The sequence below is a fragment of the Actinomadura sp. K4S16 genome (assembly GCF_008327685.1).
Classification (GTDB): domain Bacteria; phylum Actinomycetota; class Actinomycetes; order Streptosporangiales; family Streptosporangiaceae; genus Spirillospora.
On the sequence record NZ_BDDE01000018.1, the window covers coordinates 207150 to 231034 of the forward strand.

Annotated in this window: 24 protein-coding genes and 1 tRNA gene; 17 read left to right on the forward strand and 8 right to left on the reverse strand. The window is 71.6% G+C overall.

Going from position 1 to position 23885, the window contains the following annotated elements:
• The first annotated feature begins 78 nt into the window (after positions 1-78).
• The gene (locus tag K4S16_RS29105) at positions 79-1137 is read left to right on the forward strand and encodes a potassium channel family protein (RefSeq protein ID WP_149262240.1); all 1059 of its coding nucleotides are present in this window, start codon (positions 79-81) and stop codon (positions 1135-1137) included.
• 273 nt (positions 1138-1410) lie between these two features.
• Here the strand turns inward: K4S16_RS29105 and K4S16_RS29110 are convergent, their stop codons facing one another.
• Positions 1411-2361 (reverse strand): phosphoribulokinase, encoded by a 951-nt coding sequence (locus tag K4S16_RS29110; RefSeq protein WP_149262241.1) that lies wholly within the window; start codon positions 2359-2361, stop codon positions 1411-1413.
• Positions 2362-2539: 178 nt separating this feature from the next.
• Here K4S16_RS29110 and K4S16_RS29115 point away from each other — a divergent pair, with 178 nt between their 5' ends.
• Together K4S16_RS29115 and K4S16_RS29120 are read left to right on the forward strand one after the other, a co-directional pair.
• Positions 2540-3196: a response regulator transcription factor gene (locus tag K4S16_RS29115; RefSeq protein WP_149262242.1), complete on the forward strand. Its 657-nt coding sequence runs from the start codon at positions 2540-2542 to the stop codon at positions 3194-3196.
• Positions 3193-4329, forward strand: a complete 1137-nt coding sequence (locus K4S16_RS29120) for a GAF domain-containing sensor histidine kinase (protein WP_235037134.1) — start codon at positions 3193-3195, stop codon at positions 4327-4329. Before K4S16_RS29115 ends, K4S16_RS29120 begins: the two co-directional genes overlap by 4 nt.
• A 9-nt stretch (positions 4330-4338) precedes the next feature.
• Here the strand turns inward: K4S16_RS29120 and K4S16_RS29125 are convergent, their stop codons facing one another.
• Entirely contained in the window at positions 4339-5517 is a 1179-nt protein-coding gene (locus tag K4S16_RS29125) for a trans-acting enoyl reductase family protein (protein ID WP_149262243.1), read from the reverse strand.
• 125 nt (positions 5518-5642) lie between these two features.
• Here K4S16_RS29125 and K4S16_RS44535 point away from each other — a divergent pair, with 125 nt between their 5' ends.
• Entirely contained in the window at positions 5643-5819 is a 177-nt protein-coding gene (locus K4S16_RS44535; protein WP_160161069.1) for a hypothetical protein, read from the forward strand.
• Here K4S16_RS44535 and K4S16_RS29130 read toward each other — a convergent pair.
• Positions 5776-6753, reverse strand: a complete 978-nt coding sequence (locus tag K4S16_RS29130; protein WP_149262244.1) for a LysR substrate-binding domain-containing protein — start codon at positions 6751-6753, stop codon at positions 5776-5778. The two genes, K4S16_RS44535 and K4S16_RS29130, sit on opposite strands and share 44 nt — an antisense overlap.
• A 209-nt stretch (positions 6754-6962) precedes the next feature.
• On the opposite strand from K4S16_RS29130, the gene K4S16_RS29135 reads away from it, so the two are divergent.
• The 10 genes from K4S16_RS29135 (at position 6963) to K4S16_RS29180 (ending at position 15469) form a co-directional block, all read left to right on the forward strand.
• Entirely contained in the window at positions 6963-8396 is a 1434-nt protein-coding gene (locus K4S16_RS29135; protein ID WP_149262245.1) for a form I ribulose bisphosphate carboxylase large subunit, read from the forward strand.
• A gap of 1 nt (position 8397) precedes the next feature.
• Complete coding sequence (locus tag K4S16_RS29140) at positions 8398-8826, forward strand: ribulose bisphosphate carboxylase small subunit (RefSeq protein WP_149262246.1); 429 nt, start codon at positions 8398-8400, stop codon at positions 8824-8826.
• A complete protein-coding gene (gene cbbX, locus K4S16_RS29145) occupies positions 8823-9797 on the forward strand; it encodes a CbbX protein (RefSeq protein ID WP_235037135.1) in 975 nt (324 codons plus the stop codon). The genes K4S16_RS29140 and cbbX overlap by 4 nt, the downstream gene beginning before the upstream one ends.
• A gap of 121 nt (positions 9798-9918) precedes the next feature.
• Entirely contained in the window at positions 9919-10827 is a 909-nt protein-coding gene (locus tag K4S16_RS29150; protein ID WP_200842183.1) for a PAC2 family protein, read from the forward strand.
• A 71-nt stretch (positions 10828-10898) separates the two neighbouring features.
• On the forward strand, positions 10899-11318 hold the full coding sequence (locus K4S16_RS29155; RefSeq protein ID WP_149262248.1) for a CBS domain-containing protein: 420 nt from the start codon (positions 10899-10901) through the stop codon (positions 11316-11318).
• Positions 11315-11953, forward strand: coding sequence for a dienelactone hydrolase family protein (locus tag K4S16_RS29160; RefSeq protein ID WP_149262249.1), 639 nt, complete (start codon positions 11315-11317; stop codon positions 11951-11953). The genes K4S16_RS29155 and K4S16_RS29160 overlap by 4 nt, the downstream gene beginning before the upstream one ends.
• Complete coding sequence (locus K4S16_RS29165) at positions 11953-13062, forward strand: geranylgeranyl reductase family protein (RefSeq protein WP_235037165.1); 1110 nt, start codon at positions 11953-11955, stop codon at positions 13060-13062. Before K4S16_RS29160 ends, K4S16_RS29165 begins: the two co-directional genes overlap by 1 nt.
• Before the next feature lie 69 nt (positions 13063-13131).
• A complete protein-coding gene (locus K4S16_RS29170) occupies positions 13132-13524 on the forward strand; it encodes a nuclear transport factor 2 family protein (protein ID WP_149262251.1) in 393 nt (130 codons plus the stop codon).
• 64 nt (positions 13525-13588) lie between these two features.
• Positions 13589-13663, forward strand: a tRNA-Val gene (locus tag K4S16_RS29175).
• A 1644-nt stretch (positions 13664-15307) separates the two neighbouring features.
• On the forward strand, positions 15308-15469 hold the full coding sequence (locus K4S16_RS29180) for a translation initiation factor IF-2 N-terminal domain-containing protein (protein WP_149262252.1): 162 nt from the start codon (positions 15308-15310) through the stop codon (positions 15467-15469).
• Positions 15470-15543: 74 nt separating this feature from the next.
• On the opposite strand, the gene K4S16_RS29185 is transcribed toward K4S16_RS29180, so the two are convergent.
• The 4 genes from K4S16_RS29185 to K4S16_RS29200 all read right to left on the reverse strand — a co-directional run bounded on the left by K4S16_RS29185 (position 15544) and on the right by K4S16_RS29200 (position 19487).
• Positions 15544-16116: a DUF1877 family protein gene (locus K4S16_RS29185; RefSeq protein WP_160161070.1), complete on the reverse strand. Its 573-nt coding sequence runs from the start codon at positions 16114-16116 to the stop codon at positions 15544-15546.
• A 52-nt stretch (positions 16117-16168) separates the two neighbouring features.
• The gene (locus K4S16_RS29190) at positions 16169-17254 is read right to left on the reverse strand and encodes a barstar family protein (protein ID WP_149262254.1); all 1086 of its coding nucleotides are present in this window, start codon (positions 17252-17254) and stop codon (positions 16169-16171) included.
• Between the two features lie 50 nt (positions 17255-17304).
• Complete coding sequence (locus tag K4S16_RS29195) at positions 17305-17991, reverse strand: DUF899 family protein (protein WP_149262255.1); 687 nt, start codon at positions 17989-17991, stop codon at positions 17305-17307.
• Between the two features lie 116 nt (positions 17992-18107).
• Entirely contained in the window at positions 18108-19487 is a 1380-nt protein-coding gene (locus K4S16_RS29200; protein ID WP_149262256.1) for a S9 family peptidase, read from the reverse strand.
• 75 nt (positions 19488-19562) lie between these two features.
• Here K4S16_RS29200 and K4S16_RS29205 point away from each other — a divergent pair, with 75 nt between their 5' ends.
• The gene (locus tag K4S16_RS29205; RefSeq protein WP_149262257.1) at positions 19563-20522 is read left to right on the forward strand and encodes a DUF5937 family protein; all 960 of its coding nucleotides are present in this window, start codon (positions 19563-19565) and stop codon (positions 20520-20522) included.
• A gap of 52 nt (positions 20523-20574) precedes the next feature.
• Here K4S16_RS29205 and K4S16_RS29210 read toward each other — a convergent pair whose 3' ends face one another.
• Complete coding sequence (locus K4S16_RS29210) at positions 20575-21651, reverse strand: nitrous oxide reductase family maturation protein NosD (RefSeq protein WP_149262258.1); 1077 nt, start codon at positions 21649-21651, stop codon at positions 20575-20577.
• Positions 21652-22029: 378 nt separating this feature from the next.
• Here K4S16_RS29210 and glnII point away from each other — a divergent pair, with 378 nt between their 5' ends.
• Both glnII and K4S16_RS29220 read left to right on the forward strand, forming a co-directional pair.
• Positions 22030-23046 carry a glutamine synthetase GlnII gene (gene glnII / locus K4S16_RS29215; RefSeq protein WP_235037136.1) on the forward strand — a complete coding sequence of 339 codons (1017 nt, stop codon included), beginning with the start codon at positions 22030-22032 and terminating at the stop codon, positions 23044-23046.
• A gap of 202 nt (positions 23047-23248) precedes the next feature.
• Positions 23249-23884 (forward strand): hypothetical protein, encoded by a 636-nt coding sequence (locus K4S16_RS29220; RefSeq protein WP_149262259.1) that lies wholly within the window; start codon positions 23249-23251, stop codon positions 23882-23884.
• The last annotated feature ends 1 nt before the right edge of the window (position 23885 follow it).

The window sequence follows — 23885 nt, forward strand, 5'->3', positions numbered from 1 at the left end:
CCCACTCCGGGCCGACCTGGGGCAACTCCGGATCGTCCAGGCTTGACGCGGCATTTTGCCTGGTGGGACTCTTCGCGGATGCCGATCGTGCTGATGCGCCTGGTGCACCGGATCACCGGGCGGACGTGGCGCGTGCCCGCGCTGGTCCTCCTCACCGCCTTCGTGGCGGGCTGGCTGCTCATCGCGGTGTTCGAGGAGCCCGGCGCCGAGATCAAGAAGCCGCACCAGTACATCTGGTACTTCCTGGTCAGCGGCACGACCACCGGTTACGGCGACCTGGCCCCGGCCACGGTCGGCGGCCGGATCGGCGGGGTGCTCGTCATGATCGCGGGGCTGACCGCGGGGCTGGTGATGTTCGCCGAGCTGACGCTCTGGATGGGGAAGGGACGGGCCATGAGGGCCAACGGCCAGGCGCGGCTGCACAGGCGACGGCACATCGTGATCGTCGGGTACGAGCGCGAGGGGCTGGTCGGCATCATCCGGCAGCTGCGCGCCGATCCGCAGTTCGCGAAGACGCAGGTGGTGACGGTCTTCTGGCCGGGCGAGCTGGCGGGGGAGAACCCCGACCCGGAGCTGTACGACGTGGTCGTGTTCGACGACACCGCCTTCGAGCGGGCCTGCCTGGAGCACGCACGGACGGTCATGGTCGTCGGCCGCAGCGACGACGAGACGGTCCGGGTGATGCTGACCGTCGAGGCCTACCTGCGGCGCAACGGCGACCCGTCCGTCCACCTCCTGGCCGGGGTGCGCGACGGCGGGCGCCGCGCCGAGATCACCGAGGCCCTCCGGCTGGTCGGCGAGAACATCGAGCCGGTCGACATCGACGATCCCGCCGTGACGGCGGCGGCGATCCGCAACCCGGGCATCGCCGCGATCTACCACGACCTGGCGAGCACGCTCGACAGCGACGGCACCCTGTACCGCGTCGACGTCCCCGAGGATGCCGGCGAGTGGACCCGGATCGACGTGGCGGTCTTCCTCCTCCGCCGGGGGAGCACGCTCCTCGCCGTGGGCGACTCGCACCGCCCGGACGCCCGCTTCCGCCTGACGCCCGCCCACGACGAGAGGATCCGGGGCGGCCAGTCGCTCGCGGTCGTCGCCATCGACCGCCCCGAGATCCCCTGGCACGAGCTGTAGAGAACCGGGAGGGCGCCCCTCGCGCCCGCTTAGGACGCCCTCCCGGCGGCCGCGGACGTGCGGCCCGGGGCACAGGTCCAAGGCCCCGGGGCCTCCCCGCACGCACGCGGAGTCTCAAGCGTGTTGCCTGTGGGGGGCGACCCCCCACACCCCCCGGTTCGCTCCGCTCACACATGTTCCTTGTGGGTGGCGCCCCCCCACACCCCCCGGTTCGCTCCGCTCACACATGTTCCTTGTGGGTGGCGCCCCCCCACACCCCCCGGTTCGCTCCGCTCAAGCTGCTTGGCGGTGGTCCGCGTCGAGCAGGTGGTAGAGCAGGAGCAACTGGGTGATGGCGAGCGGGTCGCTGGTGCCGGTGTCGCCGATGCGGCCGAGAGCGTCCGGATCGGGCAGGGCCGCCCCGGCGCGGGGGCCCAGGCGCTCCCAGATGGCCTTCTTGACGACCTGCGACTCCTCGGGCGAGACGTATCCGTGGACGTGCAGCGCGTCCACGGGACGCCCGTCGGTGTCGCGGTGGAGGCGCAGGTGCATGGCGGTCTCGCCGTCGCCGGGCCCGCTCTCCAGGACGTCGGCCAGCTCCGGGTGGTCGATGGTGGGGCGCAGCAGCAGCTCGGCCGACAGCGGGGTGCCGGGAGGGTCGAGGCGCCCGGCGACGGGCGCGAACCGGACCACGATGTCGGCGTGCTTGCGCTGCGGGCGGATGTAGGCGGCGCTCTCGGGCTCGCGCCGGGCCAGCTCCGCCATCACCTGCTCGGGGCCGTAGCCGCGCTTCTCGCAGTCGCGCCGGACCTTCCAGGAGTGCCGCAGCGGCTCGGGCGGGTCCAGGTAGACGGTGATGTCGAAGCAGGCCCGCGCGAGCCGGGTGTGCAGCGGGAGCAGCCCCTCCACGATCACGAAGTCGCGGGGCTCGACCAGCTCCGGCCGGACGAGCTCGCCGGTCGCGTGGTCGTAGACCGGCTTCAGGATCGGCTCGCCCATCGACAGCAGCTGGAGGTGCTGCTCCATGATGTCGATGTGGTTGCAGTCGGGGTGCAGCGCCGTGAACGGCTTCCCGGCGCGCTCGGCGCGGTCGTAGCGGTGGTAGTCGTCCACGCAGACCGCCGTCATCCGGTCCGCCCCCAGGCACCGCACAAGCCCCCTGGTCAGGGTGGTCTTGCCCGCCGCGCTGTCCCCCGCGATGGCGAGCATGACGGGGCGGCGGCCCGACCCGCGCGCCCGGAGCATATGCACGATCCGATGGGGCACTGGCTCCTCCGTCCTGCGGAATTCAGTTTTCGCTGTGCAGCGTAGGCGGGTCGGCGCGGCGGCTCGTCCCCCAATCAGGGGAGAGCGGGGGTGAAACGCGGCACGCCTTCCCCAGTGGGCTACTGGTGAGTAGACCAGTGGTTGTTATCGTGCCGGAATGGGTGTCCCCGTACGAGTCGTCCTGGTTGACGACCACGAGATGATCCTCGCCGGGCTGACGGCGATGCTGGCCGGGTTCTCCGGCCGGGTGCGCGTCGTCGGGCAGGCGGGGACGGGGGACGAGGCGACCCGGCTGGTCACCACGCTGCGCCCGGACGTCGTCCTGCTGGACGTGCGGCTCGGCCCCGAGAGCGGGCTCGACCTGTGCCGCCTCATCACCGGGCGCGTCCCGGAGTCCCGGGTGGTGTTCCTGTCGGTGTACGACGACGAGCAGTACGTCTTCGAGGCGCTGCGCGCGGGGGCCGGCGGCTACCTGCTCAAGCGGGTGGACGGCCCGGAGCTCGTCCGGCGGCTGGAGGAGGTCGCGCAGGGCGAGACCGTCGTCGACCCGACGCTCGCCGGGCGGATGGCGGTGACCGCGGCGCGGCTCACCCGCGGCGAGTTCTGGCCCGGCGCCAACCGCGGCCTCACCCAGCGCGAGAGCGAGGTGCTGTCGCTGCTGGTGGGCGGCCTGTCCAACAAGGCGATCGCCGCCCGGCTCGTGCTCAGCGAGGAGACGGTCAAGAGCCACCTGCGCGCCCTGTACCGCAAGCTGGAGGTGGCCGACCGGTCGGCCGCGATCGCCGTCGCGCTCCGCGAGGGGCTGTTCCGGTGACCGGTGTCCGGCCGCTCGAACTCCTCGCCGAGCGGGGGAGCGACCTGCTCGTCCGCGTCGCGGGCGTGGCCTGCTCCGACCGCGAGCTGCCCTGGATGGCCGACAAGCTCGCCGAGCTGGTCGTGCGGTCCGCGCGGACGCTGACCTTCTGCGACGTGTACGTCCTGGACGACGAGGAGCGCGTCCTGGAATGGCGCGGCGAACCCGTCCCGCTGGGGGAGGGCGAGGTCGGCTGGGTCGCGGCGCACGGCCGGGCCCGCACGCACCCGGACGGGCGGGGCGCCGCGATCCCCGTGCACGCCGACGGGATCGTGATCGCCGTCGTGGACGTCCGGTCCGCCGGCCCGTGCCCGCCCGACGACGTCGCGCTCGTCACCGCGCTCGCCGGGCTGTTCGGGCCGGTGCTGTCCTCGTGCCGCCGGCTCCGCACGGCCCGCGAGCGCGAGCACGCGGCCGAGCGGTTCGCCGAGCGGGCCGTCGAGGCGCAGGAGGCCGAGCGGTCGCGGCTGAGCCGGGAGATCCACGACGGCATCGCCCAGCGGCTCGCCAGCCTCGGCTTCCACCTGTCGGCCGCCGAGCGGGCGCTGCCCGAGCACCATCCCGAGGGGTTGGCGCAGATCATGATGGCGCGGCGGCTGTGCGAGCTGGCCGCGGCCGAGACCCGCGCGGCGATCGGGGGGCTGCGCCCGCCCGTCCTGGACGACCTCGGCCTGTCGGCGGCGCTCGCCACCCTCGCCCGGGAGGCCGGGGACGGCCCCGGCCCCCTCGACGTGACGGTGACCGTCGAGGGCGAGCTGGAGGACGAGCTGCCCGACCACGTGCAGACCGCGCTGTACCGGATCGCGCAGGAGGCGGTCGGCAACTGCCTGCGGCACGCGTCGGCGAACCGCGTCGACCTGCTGCTGGAGCACTCCAGCGACCGGGTCCGGCTGAGGGTCGCCGACGACGGGGTCGGCTTCTCGATGGGCGACGTCCTCGCGCGGGGCGGCCGGGGCCGCCGTCCCGACTCCTACGGGCTGCGCGGCATGCGGGAGCGCGCCGAGCTGCTCGGCGGCCGGGTCGCGGTGACGAGCCGCCCCGGCGTCGGCACGACCGTCGAGGCGATCATCCCCATCCCCGGCCGCCGCTCCTGAAGTCGGGGCTCAGCCGGCGTCGAGGACGCGGAAGGTGATGCCGGCCTTGACGAGCCGGTCGATCAGCGCGTCGCCCATCGCGGTGGCCGTCGTGACCTGGCCGGCCGTCTCGGGCAGGTCGTCGTGGGCGAGGCACAGCGCCGACTCGGCGAGCATCTTCGCCGTCTCGGTGTAGCCGGGGTCGCCGCCCGCGACCTCGGTCACGACGCGCCTGCCGCCGCCCTCCCCGACGAACTTCACGCTGAACCAGTTGCGGGCGCGCCGCTCCTCCGCCGGGCCGTCGCCGGGCGTCCGGAGCCGCAGCAGGAGGCTGCGGGTCGGCGGCAGCGTCGCGAGGGCGAGCAGGGCGCCCGAGCCCGCCGCCATCCCCGCCGCCGTGGCGAACCGCTTCACCGCGACGTAGTGGCCGTAGGAGAAGTCGGGGCCGTAGCGGTCGAGGGCCGCAGCCGACCGGACCACGATCTGCGGGTCGATGGTGGGCAGCGGGAGCGTCCAGCCGCCGCCGATGCGGGCCTTCGGCGCCGGGCGGCGGGAGATCCGGACGGTGCGCCCGGCGGGGCGGTCCTCCACCTGGCGGCGCTCGCGCTCGGCGCGGATCATGCCGGCGGTGTCGCCGAAGATGCCGACGGCCGAGTGCAGGGTGCCGCCGGAGGCGTCCCCGCGCACCCGCAGGAACCCCTCGACGTGCAGGGGGACGCCTTCCGGGAGCTGCTTGACCGTGTAGTACGCCCCGAGGTCGTGCGGGATGGAGTCGAACCCGCAGGCGTGGACGATCCGGGCCCCGCTGCGCACCGCGGCGTCGTGGTACTTCACGTACATCCGGTCGACGAACGTGGGCTCGCCGGTGAGGTCGACGTAGTCCGTCCCGGCGCGCGCGCACGCCGCCACCAGGGGCTCGCCGTACTTGACGTAGGGGCCGACCGTCGTGATGACGACCCGCGCCGACTCCGCGATCTCCTCGATGGACGCCGCGTCGGTGGTGTCGGCGTGCAGCAGCGGCAGGTCGGCGCACGCCGGGTCCAGCTCCGCCAGCCGGTCGCGCACGGCCGCGAGCTTCGCCTGGTTGCGCCCGGCCAGCGCCCACCGCGTGCCCGGATCGGCGTTCCGGGCGAGGTACTCGGCGGTGAGGGCGCCGGTGAAGCCGGTGGCGCCGAACAGGACGATGTCGTACGGGCGGTCGGCGGTCATGGAGGCCCCCTTTCACGAGTCCGAACACGATTCTGTCGTGTTCGGGCGCGTTCATGCGCGCGGGCCCGCCGATGTGGGGGACCGCACTCCTCTAGGGTGGCTCCGATGATGCGATTGGTGTGGGTATGACCTGGCTTGCCGTGGCGATGGACGTGGTCGCCGCGGGCTTCCTAGTGGCGCTCGCGGTGCTTGTGAGGCGCCGGAACGAGGCCCCGTCCGGCGAGGGCGGGCGGTCCGTCGCGATGATCCTGATCGCCGTCAGCCTGGGCCTGCTGTCGGTCTCCCTCTGGAGCCTGCCGTAGCCACTGTGCCTGCCGTAGCCACTGTGCCTGCCGTAGCCACTGCGCCTGCCGTAGCCGTCGCGTCCGCCGTGGCGGGGCGCCAGCCGGGGGCCTCCAGCAGGTGCCGGACGAACAGCAGCGTCGTCGCGGTCGGCGCGGCGCCCGCGACCGCGTGCCACGGCCGGTCCAGCGGCATGCCCGGGGCGTCGACCACCACGAGCCGCCCGGCGTCCAGCTCCGCGCCGACGGCGTCCCGCGAGACCAGCGCCACCCCGAGCCCCGCCGCCGCGCCCGCGATCACCGCGCCGTTCGAGCCGAGCACGAGCCGCGGCGGCGCCGCCTCGCGCTCGGCCAGGTAGGCGTCCGCGCTCGCCCGCGTCCCCGACCCGGGCTCGCGCATCACCCACGGCGTCCGGGCGAGGGCGAAGCCGGCCGCGAGGTCCGGCGCGCCCACCACGACCAGCTCGTTCGGCCGCCTCGCCAGCACGGTCGCCGCGACGTCCGCGGGCGGGCGGCCCGCCAGCACGAGATCGGCCTCGTGCGCGGCGAGGCTGCTCCACACCTGGCGGCGCGGCCCCACCTCAAGGGCCAGCTCAACGTCCGGCCAGCGCGACCGGAACGAGGCCAGCAGCTCGGGGAGGATCTGGTCGGCGGCCGTCGTCACCGCCGCCAGCCGCAGCGGCCCGCGCCCCGGGTCGGCGGCCCCGCGCGCCGCCGCCCGCCCCTCCTCCAGCAGCCCGAGCACCTGCCGCGCGTACCCGGCGTAGACCGCGCCCGCGCCGGTCAGCCGGACGCCGCGCCCCTCCCGCCGGACGAGCGGGACGCCCAGCTCGCGGGTCAGCGCCGCGACCGCCGCCGACACCGCCGACTCGGTCACGTACAGCCGCCGCGCCGCCGACCGCACGGACCCGGTGTCGGCGAGCGCGACGAGCGCCCGCAGCCGCGCCTCCGTCACGTCCGGCCTCCTCGTTCAAACGAATGCTCAACGGTCACCGTAGAACACTTGATGGACATCGCAAGTATCGGGAGGTGAAGCTCGGACGCGTCACGGTTCCACGTGGCCGGGACGCGGCGCTCCACCCCATCCCCTGGGACATGCCGTCCTCCACCGGGGCGGCGCGCCGCGTCCCGCCCATCCAACGCTTCGGCTGAAGGAGAGCGGCGATGAGCGCGGGCAGATGGTCGGCGGGCGTGATCCCCTACGCGGAGATGGGCTACTGGCGTCCGGACTACGAGCCGAAGGACAGCGACATCCTCGCCGCCTTCCGCATCACCCCCCAGCAGGGCGTGCCGCCGGAGGAGGCCGGCGCGGCCGTCGCGGGCGAGTCGTCCACCGCGACCTGGACGGTCGTGTGGACCGACCGGCTCACCTCCTACGAGAACTACCAGGGCAAGTGCTACAAGGTGGAGCCCGTCCCCGGGCAGGACAACCAGTTCATCGCCTACATCGCCTACGACCTCGACCTGTTCGAGGAGGGGTCGATCGCGAACCTGACGTCGTCCATCATCGGGAACGTCTTCGGGTTCAAGGCGCTGAAGGCGCTGCGCCTGGAGGACATGCGGATCCCGACCCACTACGTGAAGACGTTCCAGGGCCCGGCGCACGGCATCGTCATGGAGCGCGAGTACCTCGGCAAGTTCGGCCGCCCGCTGCTGGGCGCGACCGTCAAGCCGAAGCTCGGCCTGTCGGCCCGCAACTACGGGCGCGTCGTCTACGAGGCCCTCCGCGGCGGCCTGGACTTCACCAAGGACGACGAGAACATCAACTCCCAGCCCTTCATGCGCTGGCGCGACCGCTTCCTGTACTGCATGGAGGGCGTCAACCGGGCGCAGGCCGCGACGGGCGAGGTCAAGGGCCACTACCTCAACGTCACCGCCGCGACGATGGAGGACATGTACGAGCGCGCCGAGTTCGCCAAGGAGCTCGGCAGCGTCATCGTGATGATCGACCTCACCATCGGCTACACGGCCATCCAGTCGATGGCCAAGTGGGCGCGCAGGAACGGCGTCATCCTGCACCTGCACCGCGCGGGCCACTCCACGTACACGCGGCAGAAGACCCACGGCGTGAACTTCCGCGTCATCGCCAAGTGGATGCGCCTCGCGGGCGTCGACCACATCCACGCCGGGACGGTCGTCGGCAAGCTCGAAGGCGACCCGAACAGCGTCCGCGGCTACTACGACACCCTCCGCCTCGACAAGGTGGAGGCCGACCCGGTGAAGGGCCTGTACTTCGACCAGGAGTGGGCGTCGATGCCGGGAACGATGCCCGTCGCGTCCGGCGGCATCCACGCCGGGCAGATGCACCAGCTCCTGCACTACCTGGGCGAGGACTCCATCCTCCAGTTCGGCGGCGGGACGATCGGCCACCCGATGGGCATCGCCGCCGGGGCCGCCGCCAACCGCGTCGCGCTGGAGGCGATGATCAAGGCGCGCAACGAGGGCCGCGACTACCTCGCCGAGGGGCCCGACATCCTCCGGGCCGCCGCCAAGCACAGCCGTGAGCTCGACATCGCCCTGTCCACCTGGGGCGACATCACCTTCACCTACGAGTCCACCGACACCCCCGACGCCGTCGAGACCCCCGTGAGCGTGTGACATGCGGATCACCCAAGGCACCTTCTCCTACCTGCCCGGCCTCACCGACGAGGACATCGCCAAGCAGATCGCCTACGCCCTGGACCAGGGCTGGCCCTGCTCGGTCGAGTTCACCGACGACCCCCACCCGCGCAACTCCTACTGGGAGATGTGGGGCCTGCCGATGTTCGACCTCACCGACCCGGCCGGCGTCCTGTACGAGGTCAACGAGTGCCGCAAGGCCTACCCCGGCCACTACGTCCGGCTGAACGCCTACGACGCCCGCTACGGGCGGCAGACGACGGCGCTGTCGTTCATCGTCCAGCGCCCGGCCGAGGAGCCCGGCTTCAGGCTCGACCGCGCGGAGACCTCCGACCGGCGCGTCCGCTACACGATGCATCCCTACGCCCTCGACCGTCCCGAGGGCGATCGGTACGGAGCGGGACGTTGAGCGAAAGCCCCGGCGCCGGGACGCGGCAGGGCTTCGGCATGCGGCGGAACGGCTCCCCGGTGGACCTCCAGGAGGCCCCCGCCGCGGAGCCGCTCCCCGCCGACGCCCGCGTCGACCTCGCCAAGGAGCGCGCCGACTCCCAGGTCGACTCCGTCCTCGAGGCCCTCGACGCCGAGCTCGTCGGCCTCGCCCCGGTCAAGACCCGCATCCGGGAGATCGCCGCGCTGCTGCTCGTCGACCGCGTCCGGGCCCGGTTCGGCATCGACTCGGGACGCCCCAACCTGCACATGTGCTTCACCGGCAGCCCCGGGACGGGCAAGACGTCCGTGGCCGTCCGGCTCGCCGAGCTCCTGCACCGCCTCGGCTACATCCGCCGCGGCCACCTCGTCTCCGTCACCCGCGACGACCTCGTGGGCCAGTACGTCGGCCACACCGCGCCCAAGACCAAGGAGGTCCTGAAGCGCGCCATGGGCGGCGTCCTGTTCATCGACGAGGCGTACTACCTGTACCGGGCCGAGAACGAGCGGGACTACGGACAGGAGGCCATCGAGATCCTCCTCCAGGTCATGGAGAACCAGCGCGACGACCTGGTGGTCGTCCTCGCCGGCTACAAGGACCGCATGGACTCGTTCTTCGCGTCCAACCCGGGAATGAGCTCCCGCATCGCCCACCACATCGACTTCCCCGACTACGAGCCCGCCGAGCTGGAGGCCATCGGCCGCCTCATGATGGACCGCGAGGGCTACACCCTCGCCCCCGAGACCGAGCCGGTCTTCCGCGAGTACCTGGACCGCCGCCGGGCCCGGCCCCGCTTCGCCAACGCCCGGTCCGTCCGCAATGCGATAGAACGCGCCCGCCTGCGGCACGCCAACCGCCTCCTGGCCCATCCCGGCGAAGTGGACCGCGAGGCCCTGACGACCCTCCACCCCGAGGACTTCCTGACCAGCCGAGTCTTCAAGGAAGCCACCTGAGCCGACCGCCGGCCCGCCTTCCCCTCCGCAGCGGGACAGGTGCCGGACGCCCTGACGCCCCGGCACCTGTCCCACCCCAATGGATACTCTTGGGCTGAGGCCAGTAGAGGTGGGGGAGAAGTTGCTTAACCCTGAGGATCTGTACGAGCTCGACTCCGACGTGCCGGAGATGACGGGTCCGGTGCTTCTGCACAGCCTGGACGGCTTCGTGGACGCGGGGTCCACCGGGCAGCTCGTGCGGGAGCACCTCCTGGAGGCACTGGAGCACCGGGTCATCGCCCGCTTCGACGTCGACTCCCTGATCGACTACCGGGCGCGCCGGCCGCCGATGACCTTCGACCGCGACCACTGGGCCACCTACGAGGCGCCCGAGCTGGTCGTCCGGCTGCTGCGCGACGAGGTGGGCAGCCCGTTCCTGCTGCTGTCCGGCCCGGAGCCCGACCGGCTGTGGGAGGGCTTCACCGCGTCCGTCCTGCACCTGGTGAAGCGGCTCGGCGTCGAGCTGGTCGTCGGTTTCCACGGCATCCCGATGGGCGTCCCGCACACCCGTCCCGTCGGCACCACCTCGCACGCCACCCGGCCCGAGCTGATCACCCGCAACTCCTGGTTCGACAAGGTGCAGGTGCCCGGCAGCGTCGCGGGCCTGCTGGAGCTGCGGCTCGGCGAGGCCGGCCACGACGCCGTCGGGTTCGCCGTGCACGTCCCGCACTACCTGGCGCAGTCCGCCTACCCGGCCGCGGCGGTGGCCGCCATGGAGGCCGTCATCGCCGCGACGGGGCTGGTGCTGCCGGTCGACCGGCTCCGCGAGGCCGCCGCCGCCACCGACGCCGAGATCGCCGAGCAGGTGGACGGCAACGACGAGGTCGAGAAGGTCGTCCGGGCGCTGGAGCAGCAGTACGACGCCTTCGCGGGCGCCGCCGAGCGCGACAACCTCCTCGCCGAGTCGCAGGACATGCCGACCGCCGAGGAGCTCGGCGCGCAGTTCGAGCGCTTCCTCGCCGAGCGGGAGGGCCCTGACACACCCGCCTAGCCGGCACGGACATATTCCCGCCCGCCGCTGGGTACGCGAGCCTTCGAGGGAGCCGGGGGAGGAGGTCTCGCATGTCCCAGAGGGTGAACGAAGTGATGACGCCCGTGCCCGTGGCGGTGTCCCCGGACACGAACCTGGTCGAGGTCGGAGACCTCATGCGCCGGCACGGCATCGGCGACGTCCTGGTGGTCCACGATGGGCGGCTGCTGGGCCTGGTCACCGACCGCGACATCGTCGTCCGCGCCGTGGCGGAGCACCGCGACATGGCCCGCACGGCCGTCTCCGACGTCTGCAGCACCAACATGATCACCGTCGAGCCCGCCGCGGACGCCGAGGAGGCCGTGCGGCTGATGCGGGCGCACGCCGTCCGCCGGCTCCCGGTCGTCGACGGCGACCGCCCGATCGGCATGGTGTCCATCGGCGACCTGGCCGTCCAGCGCGACGAGCGCTCGGCCCTCGCCGACATCAGCGCGGAGCCGCCGAACATATGATCACGCTGACGCTGCCGGACGCCGAGCTGCCGGGCGATCTGGTGATCCCGGACGGCGCGCGGGGCGTCGTCCTGTTCGCGCACGGCAGCGGCAGCTCCCGGCACAGCCCCCGCAACCGCGCGGTCGCCGAAGGCCTCAACGCGGCCGGGATCGGGACGCTCCTCATCGACCTGCTCACCGAGCCCGAGGAGGAGGCCGACCGGGTGACCGCGGCCCTCCGCTTCGACATCGACCTGCTCACGCGGCGGCTCGTCGGCGCGGTCGACGGGCTCGCCGAGGGCCTCGAAGCCGCCCCGCACACGGCGGGCCTCCCCATCGGCCTGTTCGGCGCGAGCACCGGCGCGGCCGCCGCCCTAGGCGCCGCCGCGGCCCGTCCCGAGAAGATCGCCGCGGTCGTCTCCCGCGGCGGGCGTCCCGACCTGGCGGGGCCGTCCCTCCCGCAGGTCCAGGCCCCCGTACTGCTGCTCGTCGGCGGGCGCGACACCGAGGTGCTGGAGCTGAACGAGCAGGCGCACCGCAGCCTCCCCGTCTCCGAGGTCCATGTGATCTCCGGCGCGACCCATCTGTTCGAGGAGCCCGGAGCGCTCGAAGAGGTCACCGCGCAGGCCGCCGACTGGTTCAATCGGTACCTGTGATGCACGACGTCATCGTGGTGGGCGCGGGCCCCGCGGGCTCGTCCGCCGCGACCCACCTCGCCCGCTCCGGCCTCGACGTCCTAGTGGTGGAGAAGACCTCGTTCCCGCGCGAGAAAGTGTGCGGCGACGGCCTGACGCCGAGGGCCGTCCAGGAGCTGAAGTCCCTCGGTGTGGTTACGACCGGCCCCGGCTGGTTCCCGACCAAAGGCGTCCGCTTACTCGGCGGGGACCGCCGCCTAGAGCTGCCCTGGCCGAACGGCGGCCTAGGCCTCACCCGCACCCGGGCCGACCTGGACGAGATCCTGGCCCGCAACGCCGTCCGCGCCGGCGCGACCCTCCGAGAGAACACCAAGGTGACGGCACCGCTGACGGCGAACGGCCGTGTGCAAGGCGTCCGCACCTCCACCGGAACCCACAAGGCACGCCTGGTCATCGCCGCCGACGGAGCCTCGTCCCGCCTCTCGGTAGCGCTCGGCCTGCGTCCACGCCGCGACCGACCCATCGGCATCGCGGGCCGCCGCTACTTCCGCAGCCCCCGCCACGATGACGAGTACCTCGAGATCCAACTCGACCTGGCGCCCGCCGGATACGGCTGGATCTTCGGCATGGGCGACGGCACCTGCAACGTCGGCGTCGCGTTCCTGCGCACCGACCACCCCGACTACCACCAGCTCTGCTCCCGCTGGCTAGCCTCCCTACCCCCGTCCTGGGGCTTCACGGAAGACAACGCGGTCGGCCCCCTACGCGGCGCGGCCCTCCCCATGGGCTTCAGCCGCCGCCCCCACTACCTACCGGGCGTCCTCCTCGCGGGCGACTCCGGCGGCATGGTCAACCCGTCCAGCGGCGAGGGAATCTCCTACGCCCTGGAGGCAGGCCGCCTGGCCGCCGAAGTGATCACAACGGCCTTCCGCTCCCCGTTCCCCGAACACGTCCTGCGGAAGTACCCGGCCGCCGTCAACCGTGCCAACAGCACCCCCTTCGCCCTAGGCCGAGCCTTCACCCGCGCCCTGGAAAACCCCCACCTCATGCGCCTGGCAACCCACCAAGGCCTCGCCCACCCACCCCTGATGCGCACGGCCCTACGCCTCCTAGGCGGCCTACCCACCTGACCCTGACCGCGCAACCAAGGCACTCTGGGACGCTGGGCCGGACAGACTCGTCGACACGGGAGACACCACATGAGCGAGGCATACGACATCGTCAAGGCCCACTACGAGGCCTCGGCCCGCGGCGACCTGGCCGGCATGGTCGAGAAGTTCGCCGAGAGCGTGGCATGGACCGAGATGGCCGGTTTCCCCTACGCGGGCACCTATGTGGGCACGGAAGCCATCAAGGCCGGCGTGTTCGGCCGCCTCGCCAAGGAGTGGAAGGGCTTCCGCGCCGACCCCGACGAACTGATCGACGGCGGCGACGGAACCGTGGTAGCGATCGGCCACTACTCGGGCACCTACCGCAACACCGGCAAGGGCATGCGCGTCCGCTTCGTCCACGTCTGGCGCGTCCAGGCCGGAGAGATCACCGACTTCGAACAGTTCACTGACACCCACCTGGTCCGCGAGGCCATGGCCTGACCTGCCCCGCCCCCCGCCGCTTCGCGATCGCCCCCAAGAACCAGGTACGCTTTCCCGGCAACGCGGGCGCGTAGCTCAGGGGTAGAGCACTCGCCTTACAAGCGAGGAGTCGGCGGTTCGAAACCGTCCGCGCCCACCAGCCAAAAGACCCCGTTTCCAAGATCGGAAACGGGGTCTCGTGCCATTAGCGTGCCATTAGCCCACGATCGCGAGTGCTCCGGCCGCCCCATCGTCGTCATCCGAGTCGGCTTTGTTGATCTTGTCGTCCATCGCTCGAGACGGCCGTGCCGCGCCGGGCCGGGCATCGTGCCGCCGCCGCTCCGTCCGCCAACTGCTGGCGGTCACGGGCCACGCGCCGCCGCTAAGAGGTCCAAGTCAGCGCAAAATCACCGTCATCGAAACCGACTGCAACCCCCTCCAGGAGGCCAGGCCAAGACTGCTCGGGAGCCAGAGAGCGGACGAGGCCGGCCACATACGCCAGCATCGCGTCAGCGCCGTCCTCTGCACGCTCGTTCAAGCCAGTCAGGAATAGGTAGCGCCCCTCTGGCCACCAAGCAGGCTCAGCGGCCCAGTCGCCTGTGTCATCCTCCCGAGCGAACTCCCGACACCCGCCCACATACAGATTCCAACTGGCGCCCTCGGTCCCCGCCAACTCCACGATGCCGAACCACAGCGCCCGGACCGTGGTCACCTCCCGAGCCTGATCAACCAATGAGCGCCACCAGGCACCCAAGACCTCAGCATCGCTCATCCTTGCCCCGTCTCTATCGATCGGCCATTCTGCCTCCGGCGGGGGGCACTCCGGCTCCGGGAAGTAGGGGGCGTGTCCGTGACGGTTGCCGCGGGTTGGGGTGTGGGCCTGAGCTTCCCGTCTGCCGTCGTCCCGATCGGGGATCTACCGGACCAGGGCCAGGGGGTGAAGGTCGTTCGTCCGGTGGGGCGCTCCACCTTCACCCCCTGGCCCTGGCCCGGCCGCGCGGAGCGCGGGACGACGGCAGACGGGAAGCTCAGGCGGGGGAGTGGTGTGCGTGCCATGCGGGAGGACGGCCCCGTGCCGCTTGCGTGCCAGACGGGAGCGCAGAAGCTGTGAGGCGTAGCAGCTCAGAACCTTGATCAGCCTGTGTGATCTTGCCGCGCGTCCGTGCCATTAGCGTGCCATTAGGTCTGTGGGCAGAGAGCGTGCGCCCTCCCGGACGGGTTGTGAACGCCCAGGTGAGCGCCGTCCAGTTGATGATCACGGCTCCTTGCAAGCGAGGAGTCGGCGGTTCGAAACCGTCCGCGCCCACCCACGTCAAGGCCATGATCCGCCCCCGCGGATCATGGCCTTCGATCTTGTGGGTGACCAACTGAGTGACCAGCCCGGAGAACAGGAACGTTCTTCGGGCCCGGGCAGGCGGACTGAGTAGCCTGCTGCCCGTGACCACCGACGATGAGCGCGACCGTCTGGCGCAGGACTTGCTCCGCCTGAATCTCCCCGATCTGGTCGACGTTCTCCGCCGGTGAGCTGTTTGGGATCAAGGGGTGGCGGCGCTCGCGCCCGTGGCGCGGCCCGTCGCCGGAGCGCGCGGCGTGGGCGCCGGTCCCCGGCGGCGCGCGCCCGGCCGCGCATCACGCCAGAGCCGCCCGGCCCGACGGCTGACGGTGGTCACGGGGGCCGCGCCGCCGGCCCGCACTTGTCGGCCTCCCACGGGGGCTATCTGGCACGTCCGCGCGTCGTCCTCTGGTTCCAGCTGAGTCGAACTGTGGACGATCACAAGAGCCATGGCGGACAGGGGCCGATGCGATGACGAGGCGTATCTACGAGCTCGCAAAGGAACTCGACGTCGAGATCAGAGTAGTCCTGAACACCATGTATGAGCTCGGCCTGTTCATACGCAGTGCGGCATCGACCATCACACCAGAAGAAGAGAAGCAGATCCGCGAAAAGCTTCACCGTGATCCGTGACAAGGGCCAGGGTGCGCGCCGCCGCCCGACCACGAGGGCTGCGATTCCAACACGCCTCCGGCGGGGCCTTCCGACTAGGCGAGTTCTTTGATTACGGCGTTGTTGGCGGTGGCGGCGCGGGTGTAGAAGTCGCGGACGGTGTCGAAGGCCTTTGCCAGGACGCCTTGTTGCACCATGTCGCCGTCCTCGCCGCTTGGGAGGCGGCCCCAGCCTTCGAAGGAGTAGGGCTGGAGTTCCTTCAGGTGCGCGTGGCGTTCACGGATCAGGGTGTCGCGGTCTAGGTCGCATAGGAAGGCGTCTACCGCTCGTACCCGGTCGGGGCGTAGGAGGCGCGGGACGTGTAGGAGGGAGCCTTTCCCGGTTTCGTTCATGACTAGGCCGCCCATCACCACGTCGCATGCGGGTGGGGCCCCTGAGGCTTGCTCGTAATCCTCGTTCGGGTGGCCGGTCAGCAGGACGTGCAGGGCGTCCCAAGCCCTGTGGGTGTCCACCGCCTCGAGCTTCCTCAAGGAGCCGGACGGGTCGTATCCGAGGCCGACGGGCAGGTCCTCCCAGACGTTGAACAGCCGCTCGAGGCCCGCGTGCAGGCCGTGCGGATGATCTAGCACAGCCGCGGCCTCGGCACCGTCGTACCTGGTCAGCCACATCCATTTGCCCATGGTCCTCAGGTCTCACACGCGGAAGCACAGGAGGTCCGCATCATGCCAGGGTGACGCTCATCCCACGCTCGGCCAGGACATCGAGGACTACCGAGAAGAGGCTGTACTCCTCGCCCTCAGGACTCAGGGTGCGGGACAGATGCTCCCGGGCGGTCGCAGCGTCGCGCCAGAGCAGGGTCGAGGGGGCGGTGTAGCCGAAGCCGCCGTACAGGCAGTCGGCCAGGGCGGGCAGGCAACCGCCGAAGTAGCCGCCCGGGCCGTTCACGGCCTCGCCGAGCGCGAGGTAGAGGCCGGGTTCGTCGGTGACGTGCCGACCGTCGAGTTCGTAGGTGTGGCCGGCCGGCCGGGCACGATGGGTGATCTGGCAGCCGCGTTGGCGGACGAGGGTGAGCCAGTCTCCTCGGGGCCCGGTGTCGAGGCCGGTCCAGGCGCCCTTGGAGGCCGGCGGGCCGGTGAACCATTGGTCCCAGAGGGGCCGGGCGCGTTCGTGCACGGGCGTGAAGGTCCCTTCGGCGAGATGGAGGTCGATCAGGCCGGATCCGGGGAACGAGGGCGCCCAGGCACTGATCTTGGGCCACAGCACTTCTTTGAGGAGTAGGGCTCCGTGGTCAGCCCTTACCTCCAGGGTGGCCTCTCCCAGGTTCAGTGCTCGGCGGGTGCCCGTCGCCAGCGCCGTCAGAAGCCGGTCGCTTGGAACGAGGCGCCGCAGGACGAGCGCGGGCACCTCCTCGGCGGGCAGGATCCGGGTGAATTCTCGGCAGGAGCCCAGCCAGCGGTGACCGTTGTGTACTCGGACCGGGCCTCTGTATCCCTCGGGTGGGCCTTCGAATTCGTCCAGGCCCCTCATCACGAGGCTGTCGGCTCCCCGACACCGCCCTAGGTTCTCCACGTCATCCAGGCGCCAGGGGTCAAGCGCCTTGTCGTCGGGCACCAGCCACACCCCGTTGCCAGGCCGGTCTGGAATCTCAGCGCATTCCGGGATCCAGCCGAAGAGTTCGTAAGTCCCGCGTTGGTGGTTTCCGAAGAAACCCTCCACCGTCGGGCATGCTCCCCACACGTGGCCGTTCTCGTCGGTCAGCGTGTACCGCCCGCGATGGTCGCCGTTCTCATGCACGGTGGGAAGCATGCCCGGCCTCGCGCTTCACGTCGAAGCCTTTTCCAGGAGGCCGCGGCGTGTCAGGCGTCCTGGCCGTAGTTGGCTGCTATTTCTTCGGAGCCTGCCCAGCGGGTGTAGGTGGGGGACTGGGGCCAGCCTTCGGGGGCGTCCTGCCATTCTTCCTGGCGGCCGTAGGGGAGCAGGTCGATCAGGGGGAAGGTGTGGCTGAGCTGCTCGGTGCCCCGGCCGTTGGTGTGCCAGGTGCGGTAGACGGTGTCGCCGTCGCGTAGGAAGACGTTGACCGCGAAGCCGCCGCCGGGAGGGGCGCCCACGTCGGTGCCGAACGAGCTGTTCGCGGTGGAGTACCAGGTCATCTTGTTGCCGACGCGCTTCTTGTAGGCGAGGGCCTCGTCGATCGGGCCCTGGGTGACGATGACGAAGCGCGCGTCGTAGGCGTCCAGGAACTCCAAGCGGGTGAACTGGGACGTGAAGCCTGTGCAGCCCGGGCACTGCCACTTCTCGCCAGGGAACCACATGTGGTTGTAGACGATCAGCTGGGACCTCCCGTCGAAGATCTCGGCCAGGCTGACCGGGCCCTCTTCGCCTTCCAGGGTGTACTCGGGCATCTCGACCATCGGCAGGCGGCGGCGCTGGGCGGCGATCGCGTCGAGTTCGCGGGTCGCGGCCTTCTCGCGGGCGCGCAGGTCGTCGAGCTGGCGACGCCAGGTCTCGGCGTCGACGACGGGTGGCAGGGCCTTGGCGGTCATCGCTCCTCCAGGGTTGCGGCAGGGTCTGTACGTGTGGACTCCGCTCGACCGCCGAACTCATCGCACAGAGGCCATGGTTCGCCCCCGCGGACCATGGCCTCTGTGGATGGTGCCTCTTACGGGCGCAGGTAGCGGCCTGGGTGGTGGTAGGTGAAGGACGGGGTCGTGGGGTGCATGCCGGGCTCGGGGTCCATGTCGAACACCGTCTGGTAGTCAGGCGCAAGCGACCCCGCGAAGCGGTTGAGGGTCGCCGGTCGCGTGTCCGGCCAGCGGTGGGTGTTCATCCGGGTGAGCAGCGTCCGCAGCGTCGCGATCTCTTCGGAGGCGGTGAAGGAGCAGTGGTAGCCGCGGTCGACGTAGAGCTGCCTCAGGTTCGCCGGGTTGCGCACGTGTTCGGCGTACCACCGCTGGTTCTCCGGCGGGACGTTGCCGTCGCCCGTCGAGTGCAGGGTGACGACCGGCGAGGGGGTCCGGCCGGTGGGGGTGCCGTACCGGTCGAGGTAGCGGACGGCGGCGGGGTCCGCCTTGACGCGCGGTGCCGCGTTCAGGCGGGCGAGGTCGTCGCGGAGGCTCAGGCCGGCCTCGCGGTAGGCGCGCTTGACCAGGGCCTTCTGGCTGGAGCGGGCGAGGAGCGCCCGGTAGTCCACACCGGTGTTCCAGGACGGGTTGCCGCCCGCGCGCTTCTCGATGTCGGCGCGGTTGGCGCCCCAGAAGGCGCCGCGGTCGTAGGCGGCGTAGTAGACCTGCTGCTCCACCTGGCCGGCGACCGTGTCCGGCGCCGGTGCCCGCGAGGTGTAGCGGCCGGGGATGTCCGCGAGGGCGGCGGCGAGGGCGAGGCGGGCGCGGCCGCCGGGGTCGCCCAGGGCGGTCCCGAGCGCGCGCCGGGCGCTGGATGTGTTGGCCTGCGGGTCCTTGATGCGCACCAGCTCCAGGTCGGGCGCCAGGAGCGTCTTGACCGCGAAGTTGGTGTCGAGGGCGCTGTTGAAGTGGCCCGTCGTGCCGCCGAGCACTCCGCAGAGGGAGGCGACGCCGGCGAAGCGGCCAGGGTTGCGTTCCGCCAGGAGCACCGAGGTCAGGCCGCCGGCGGACGAGCCCGCCGACACGGTGCGCCGGGGCTTTCCGACGTTCGCGGTGAACCAGTCGAGCAGGTCGATCTGGTCCTTCAGCCCGGACTCGACCACCCCCCAGCCCTGCGCGACGCGGAACTGCGAGGCCGCGAGCGCGTACCCGTGGTCGAGCAGCCACTGCCGGGTGGCCGGGTGGTTCGTCAGCGAGATCTCCGAGGGCGCCGGGAACTCCAGGCTGTACGCGCCGTGGCTCCACAGCAGCAGTGTCCCGTTCCAGCGGGCGGGGACCTCGACGCGGTAGGGGACCCCGTTGATGTCGCCCTCGCGGACGCTCGTGCCGTCGTCGGCGCGGACGGGGAGGGCGACCGCGGCCACGGCGGCGAACACCATCAGCGGAACGGCACGGCAGAACAGGCGGAGTCGATTCATGCCCGCACCTTCCAGCACGTTCCGCGCCGGGTGCAATGATTTCAGAAATAGGTTAAATGTCGTATTCTCCGACCCATGCTCCGGCTCTGGCTCGACTATGAGGACCTCACCCGGATTCGCATCACCCCCGGCCTCTCGCCGATCGCCCAGACCGTTCTCGGGGCCCAGGCCCTGCGCGCCGTCGGGCCGGAGCCGATTCCCGGCGGCTGGCGGTCGCGGACGCGCGCCGGGCTCACCGGCCCGTCCCGCCTGCTGCTCGACCTGGTGCCGCCCGGACGCTGGTTCCCCGACTTCCTGACGCCGTACACGGTGGTGCCGGGGTTCGAATCGGAGCTGGATGCCGTCGCCTCGACGCCCGTCCGGCGGATCCGCGACGAGCTGGAGCGCTCGCACGGCCCGCGGCCGCCGGCCTCGTGGCTGCCCCGCCTCGCCGGCGGGGACGGAGAGACCATGCGGGCGCTGGTCCGCGGGCTCCGCGACTTCCACAGCGCCGCGCTGGCCGACTCGTGGTCCGACCTCAGCGACCACCTGTGCGCCGAGGCGTCCCGGCACGCCCGGACGATGGCCCGCGACGGGATCGGCGGCCTGCTCGGGAGCCTGCATCCCGCCATCCGCTGGACGGCCCCGGTGCTTGAGGTCGAGACGTTGCGCGACGGGGACGTCCGCCTCGGCGGGCGCGGGCTCCTGCTCATCCCCTCGGTGTTCGTGACCGGGCCGCGCGTCATGGTCGCCGGCGCCGGCCCCGCGACCGTGGTGGTCCCCTCGTCCCGGCCGCTCACCGGAACGGGCGACACCCTGCCGCAGGTGTTCGGGCGGACCAGGGCCGCCGTGATCCGGCTGGTGGGCGCGGACGGGGAGCTCACGACCGGGACGCTGGCGGCCCGGCTTGGGGTCAGCGCGGCGTCCGCCTCCCAGCACGCCACCGCCCTGCGCGGCGCCGGGCTCCTCACCAGCGAGCGCCGGGGCAAGACGGTGCACCACGCGCTGACGCCGCTCGGGGAGCGGTTCCTGCGCGGCGGAGGCCCGCCGGAGTGAGAGGACCCCGCTCCCGGGTACGGGAGCGGGGTCCTGCCAGTGGCGTCTCCGCTCAGTGGTGGTGCCTGCAGAGGTGGCGCGGGTCCGAGGTCCGGCACTTGTTGTCGCGGAAGCGGTTGGTCCTGCTGCCGCTCCTGTCGACCAGGTCGAACGGAGCGTTCCGCAGGGCGACGTTGTCCTCGATCAGGTTGTACCGGGCAGGGCGGGCGTGGCCGTTCCTCTGGGGCTCGCCCGGAAGGAGGACGATCCCGCCGGACGAGGGCAGCGCCCCGCGGTTGAACTTCACGACGTTCTTCGCGATCGTGTTGTGCTCGCCGCCGATGAGCAGGATGCCCGTGCCGCCGAGCGCGGGGACCTCCTCGTGCGCTTCGCAGGTCCGGTTGTTCTTGACGACCTTGTTCTTCCAGACCGCGTTGTGGCCCTGGCCGCCCACCTGGCCGTCGTCCACCAGGGCGATGCCGACGCAGTTGCCGGCGACCTCGTTGTCGCGGACCACGACGTGGTGGGCGTGACGGACGAGGACGCCGAGGGTGTTGCCGAGGCTGTGGTTGCCGGCGACGACGGTCCCGCGCGCGTCGGGGGTGTCGCCGACGTACAGGCCGGCGTCCTCGCGGTTGTCGATGGTCCAGTTCCAGAGGAACCGGCCGCGCGTGGAGCGGAACTCGGTGATGCCGTACTCACCGTTGTTCTTGGCCAGGACGGCCAGGACGCTGAGGCGGTCGGTGTGCATGCCGTAGACGCCGGTGTTCTTGAAACCCCACACGGTCAGGTTCCGGATCGTCACGCCGTGGACCTTGTGCCGCGGCGTGCCGACCACGCAGATCCCCATGCCGGGCGCCTTGGCCTTCGCGCAGTGGTCGTGGCGGCCCGGGCGCAGGATGGTCCGGTTCCCCTCGCCGCGGATGGTGAGGCGCTTGCGGACGAGGACGCCGCCCTTGTAGCGGCCCGCCTTGAGCAGGATGGTGTCGCCGGGCCGGGCGCGGTCGACCGCCCGCTGGATCGAATGGCCGGGCTTCACCACGTGGACGCGGTGCCTGCCGCCGTCGGCCGCCTGGCTCGCCGGCGCCATGGAGGCGAACCCCGTCACTGCGACGGCCGTGCCCACTGAGGCCGCGAATACTCGCTTCATTCTCTTCCCCCGTTCTACGGCTCCTTGATCGGGACCTTTGCTACGGATCCTCGCTCATCATGAACCGAACTGATCATGCGGCCGGTGTGGAGGAGTTAAAGAAACATGCGAGGGTTCAGCCTGGGCGGGAGATAAGGTTTAGTAAATGGCGGAAAATTGCCTTATTGTCTCGTATCGGATGCTTGAGGGCGCTTCGGTGGGGTGTGCGAGGCGTTCTCGGACGCCCGGGCCGGCGTGCGGGCACGGCGTGTGAGGAACGTCTCAGCAGGTCGCGTTGCGTGTTACATGCCGTTCACAAAAGGGCAACAGGTGCGAAATGCCCAGTTGGCACGTTCTGTGAGGCCGAACCCGCAAGGCCCGGCAGCGACGAAGGGACCGATGTTGAGCTACAAGGCCGAGTACATCTGGATCGACGGCACCGAGCCGACCGCCCGGCTGCGGTCGAAGACGAGGATCCTCGCCGACGGGGCCGACCTGCCGGACTGGGGGTTCGACGGGTCCAGCACGAACCAGGCGCCCGGCGACCACTCGGACTGCGTGCTGAAGCCGGTCTTCTCCTGCCCCGACCCGATCAGGGGCGGGGACAACAAGCTGGTGCTGTGCGAGGTCTACCTCGTCGACGGCACGCCCCACGAGACCAACACCCGGGCCAAGCTGCGGCCCGTGGCCGAGCAGTACGCGGCCCAGGACTCCTGGTACGGCATCGAGCAGGAGTACACCTTCTACAAGGACGGCCGCCCGCTCGGCTTCCCGGAGCGCGGCTACCCGGCCCCGCAGGGCTTCTACTACTGCGGCGTGGGCGCGGACGAGGTGTTCGGCCGCGACATCGTCGAGGAGCACCTGGACGCCTGCCTGGCCGCGGGCCTGAAGATCTCCGGCATCAACGCCGAGGTCATGCCCGGCCAGTGGGAGTTCCAGATCGGCCCGGCGGGCACGCTCGAGGTCGGCGACCACCTGTGGGTCGCCCGGTGGCTGCTCTACCGCATCGCCGAGAACCACGACGTGTCCGCGACGCTCGACCCGAAGCCGGTCGAGGGCGACTGGAACGGCGCCGGCGCGCACACCAACTTCTCCACCAAGGCCATGCGCGAGGGCTACGACGCGATCATCGCGGCGTGCGAGGCGCTCGCCGAGAAGGCGCAGGAGCACGTCGCCGGGTACGGCGCCGACATCGAGCGGCGGCTGACCGGCATGCACGAGACGGCCCCGTGGAGCGAGTTCAGCTACGGCGTGTCGAACCGCGGCGCCTCGGTGCGCATCCCGTGGCAGGTCGAGGTGGAGAAGAAGGGCTACATCGAGGACCGCCGTCCGAACGCCAACGTCGACCCGTACGTGGTGGCCCGCCTGATCACGGGCACCTGCTGCGCGGCGCTGGAGAAGGCCGGCCTGGTCTGACGGGCCCGCGGGTTCGGCCTGCCGGAACGGACTGAACGGGCCTGGTCCGAGCGGCTTCGGAGCCCCGGACGCGCTCCCCGGGGCTCCGCCGTGTTCTGCCATACGGGGGAACGCGGCCAAACATCTGCAAAATGGTGACGTTGCGCGAATTCCTCCCTAGGGCCCCGGGTAGCACTCCTACGTTCGCACCGGGGGAGGCACCATGCCCGACTCATCCTTCGGGCGGGACTCCGGTGGCCTGCCGGGCAGGCACGCCGGCCGCCCAGCGCCGCGGCCGTGGGAACGCTCGTTCCGCTGCCCCTCCGCGGCGCGGCGGCGCCCGATGGAAGCGCCGCCCAAACGGTACGAGGACTTCATCGCGCTCCACGAGGAGGTCTCCAGGGAAGGGGCCGGACCGCCGCTGCGCCCGCTGTGGTGGACGGGGATCTCCGCCGCGCTGGTCGGCGGGGGCCTCTCGTTCGCCGTGGTGATCGGGCTGCGGTCGGCGTTCGGCGTCGAGGTGCCGGTGTTCGCGGGCGGCCACACCGCCGCCGCGCCCGCCGCGACCAGCTACGCGCTGTGCGCCTCGGCGGCGACCATCCAGGCCACCGCGCTGATGCACCTGCTGCTGTCGTCGGCGGCGCGCCCGGTCCGGGCGTTCGCCTGGATCGGCGGGATCGCGGTGGCGCTGCTGACGATCCTGCCGCTGACGCTGCACGGCAGGCTCGACGCGGCGCTCGCGACGTCCGGGATCAACCTGGCCGGCGGGTCGGCCGTGGTGGCGCTGCTGTGCGCCGTGGTCGCGGCATCCACCCGGCAGTTTCCGTGGGACGGCCCGTTCAGACGCGCCCGACCATGAT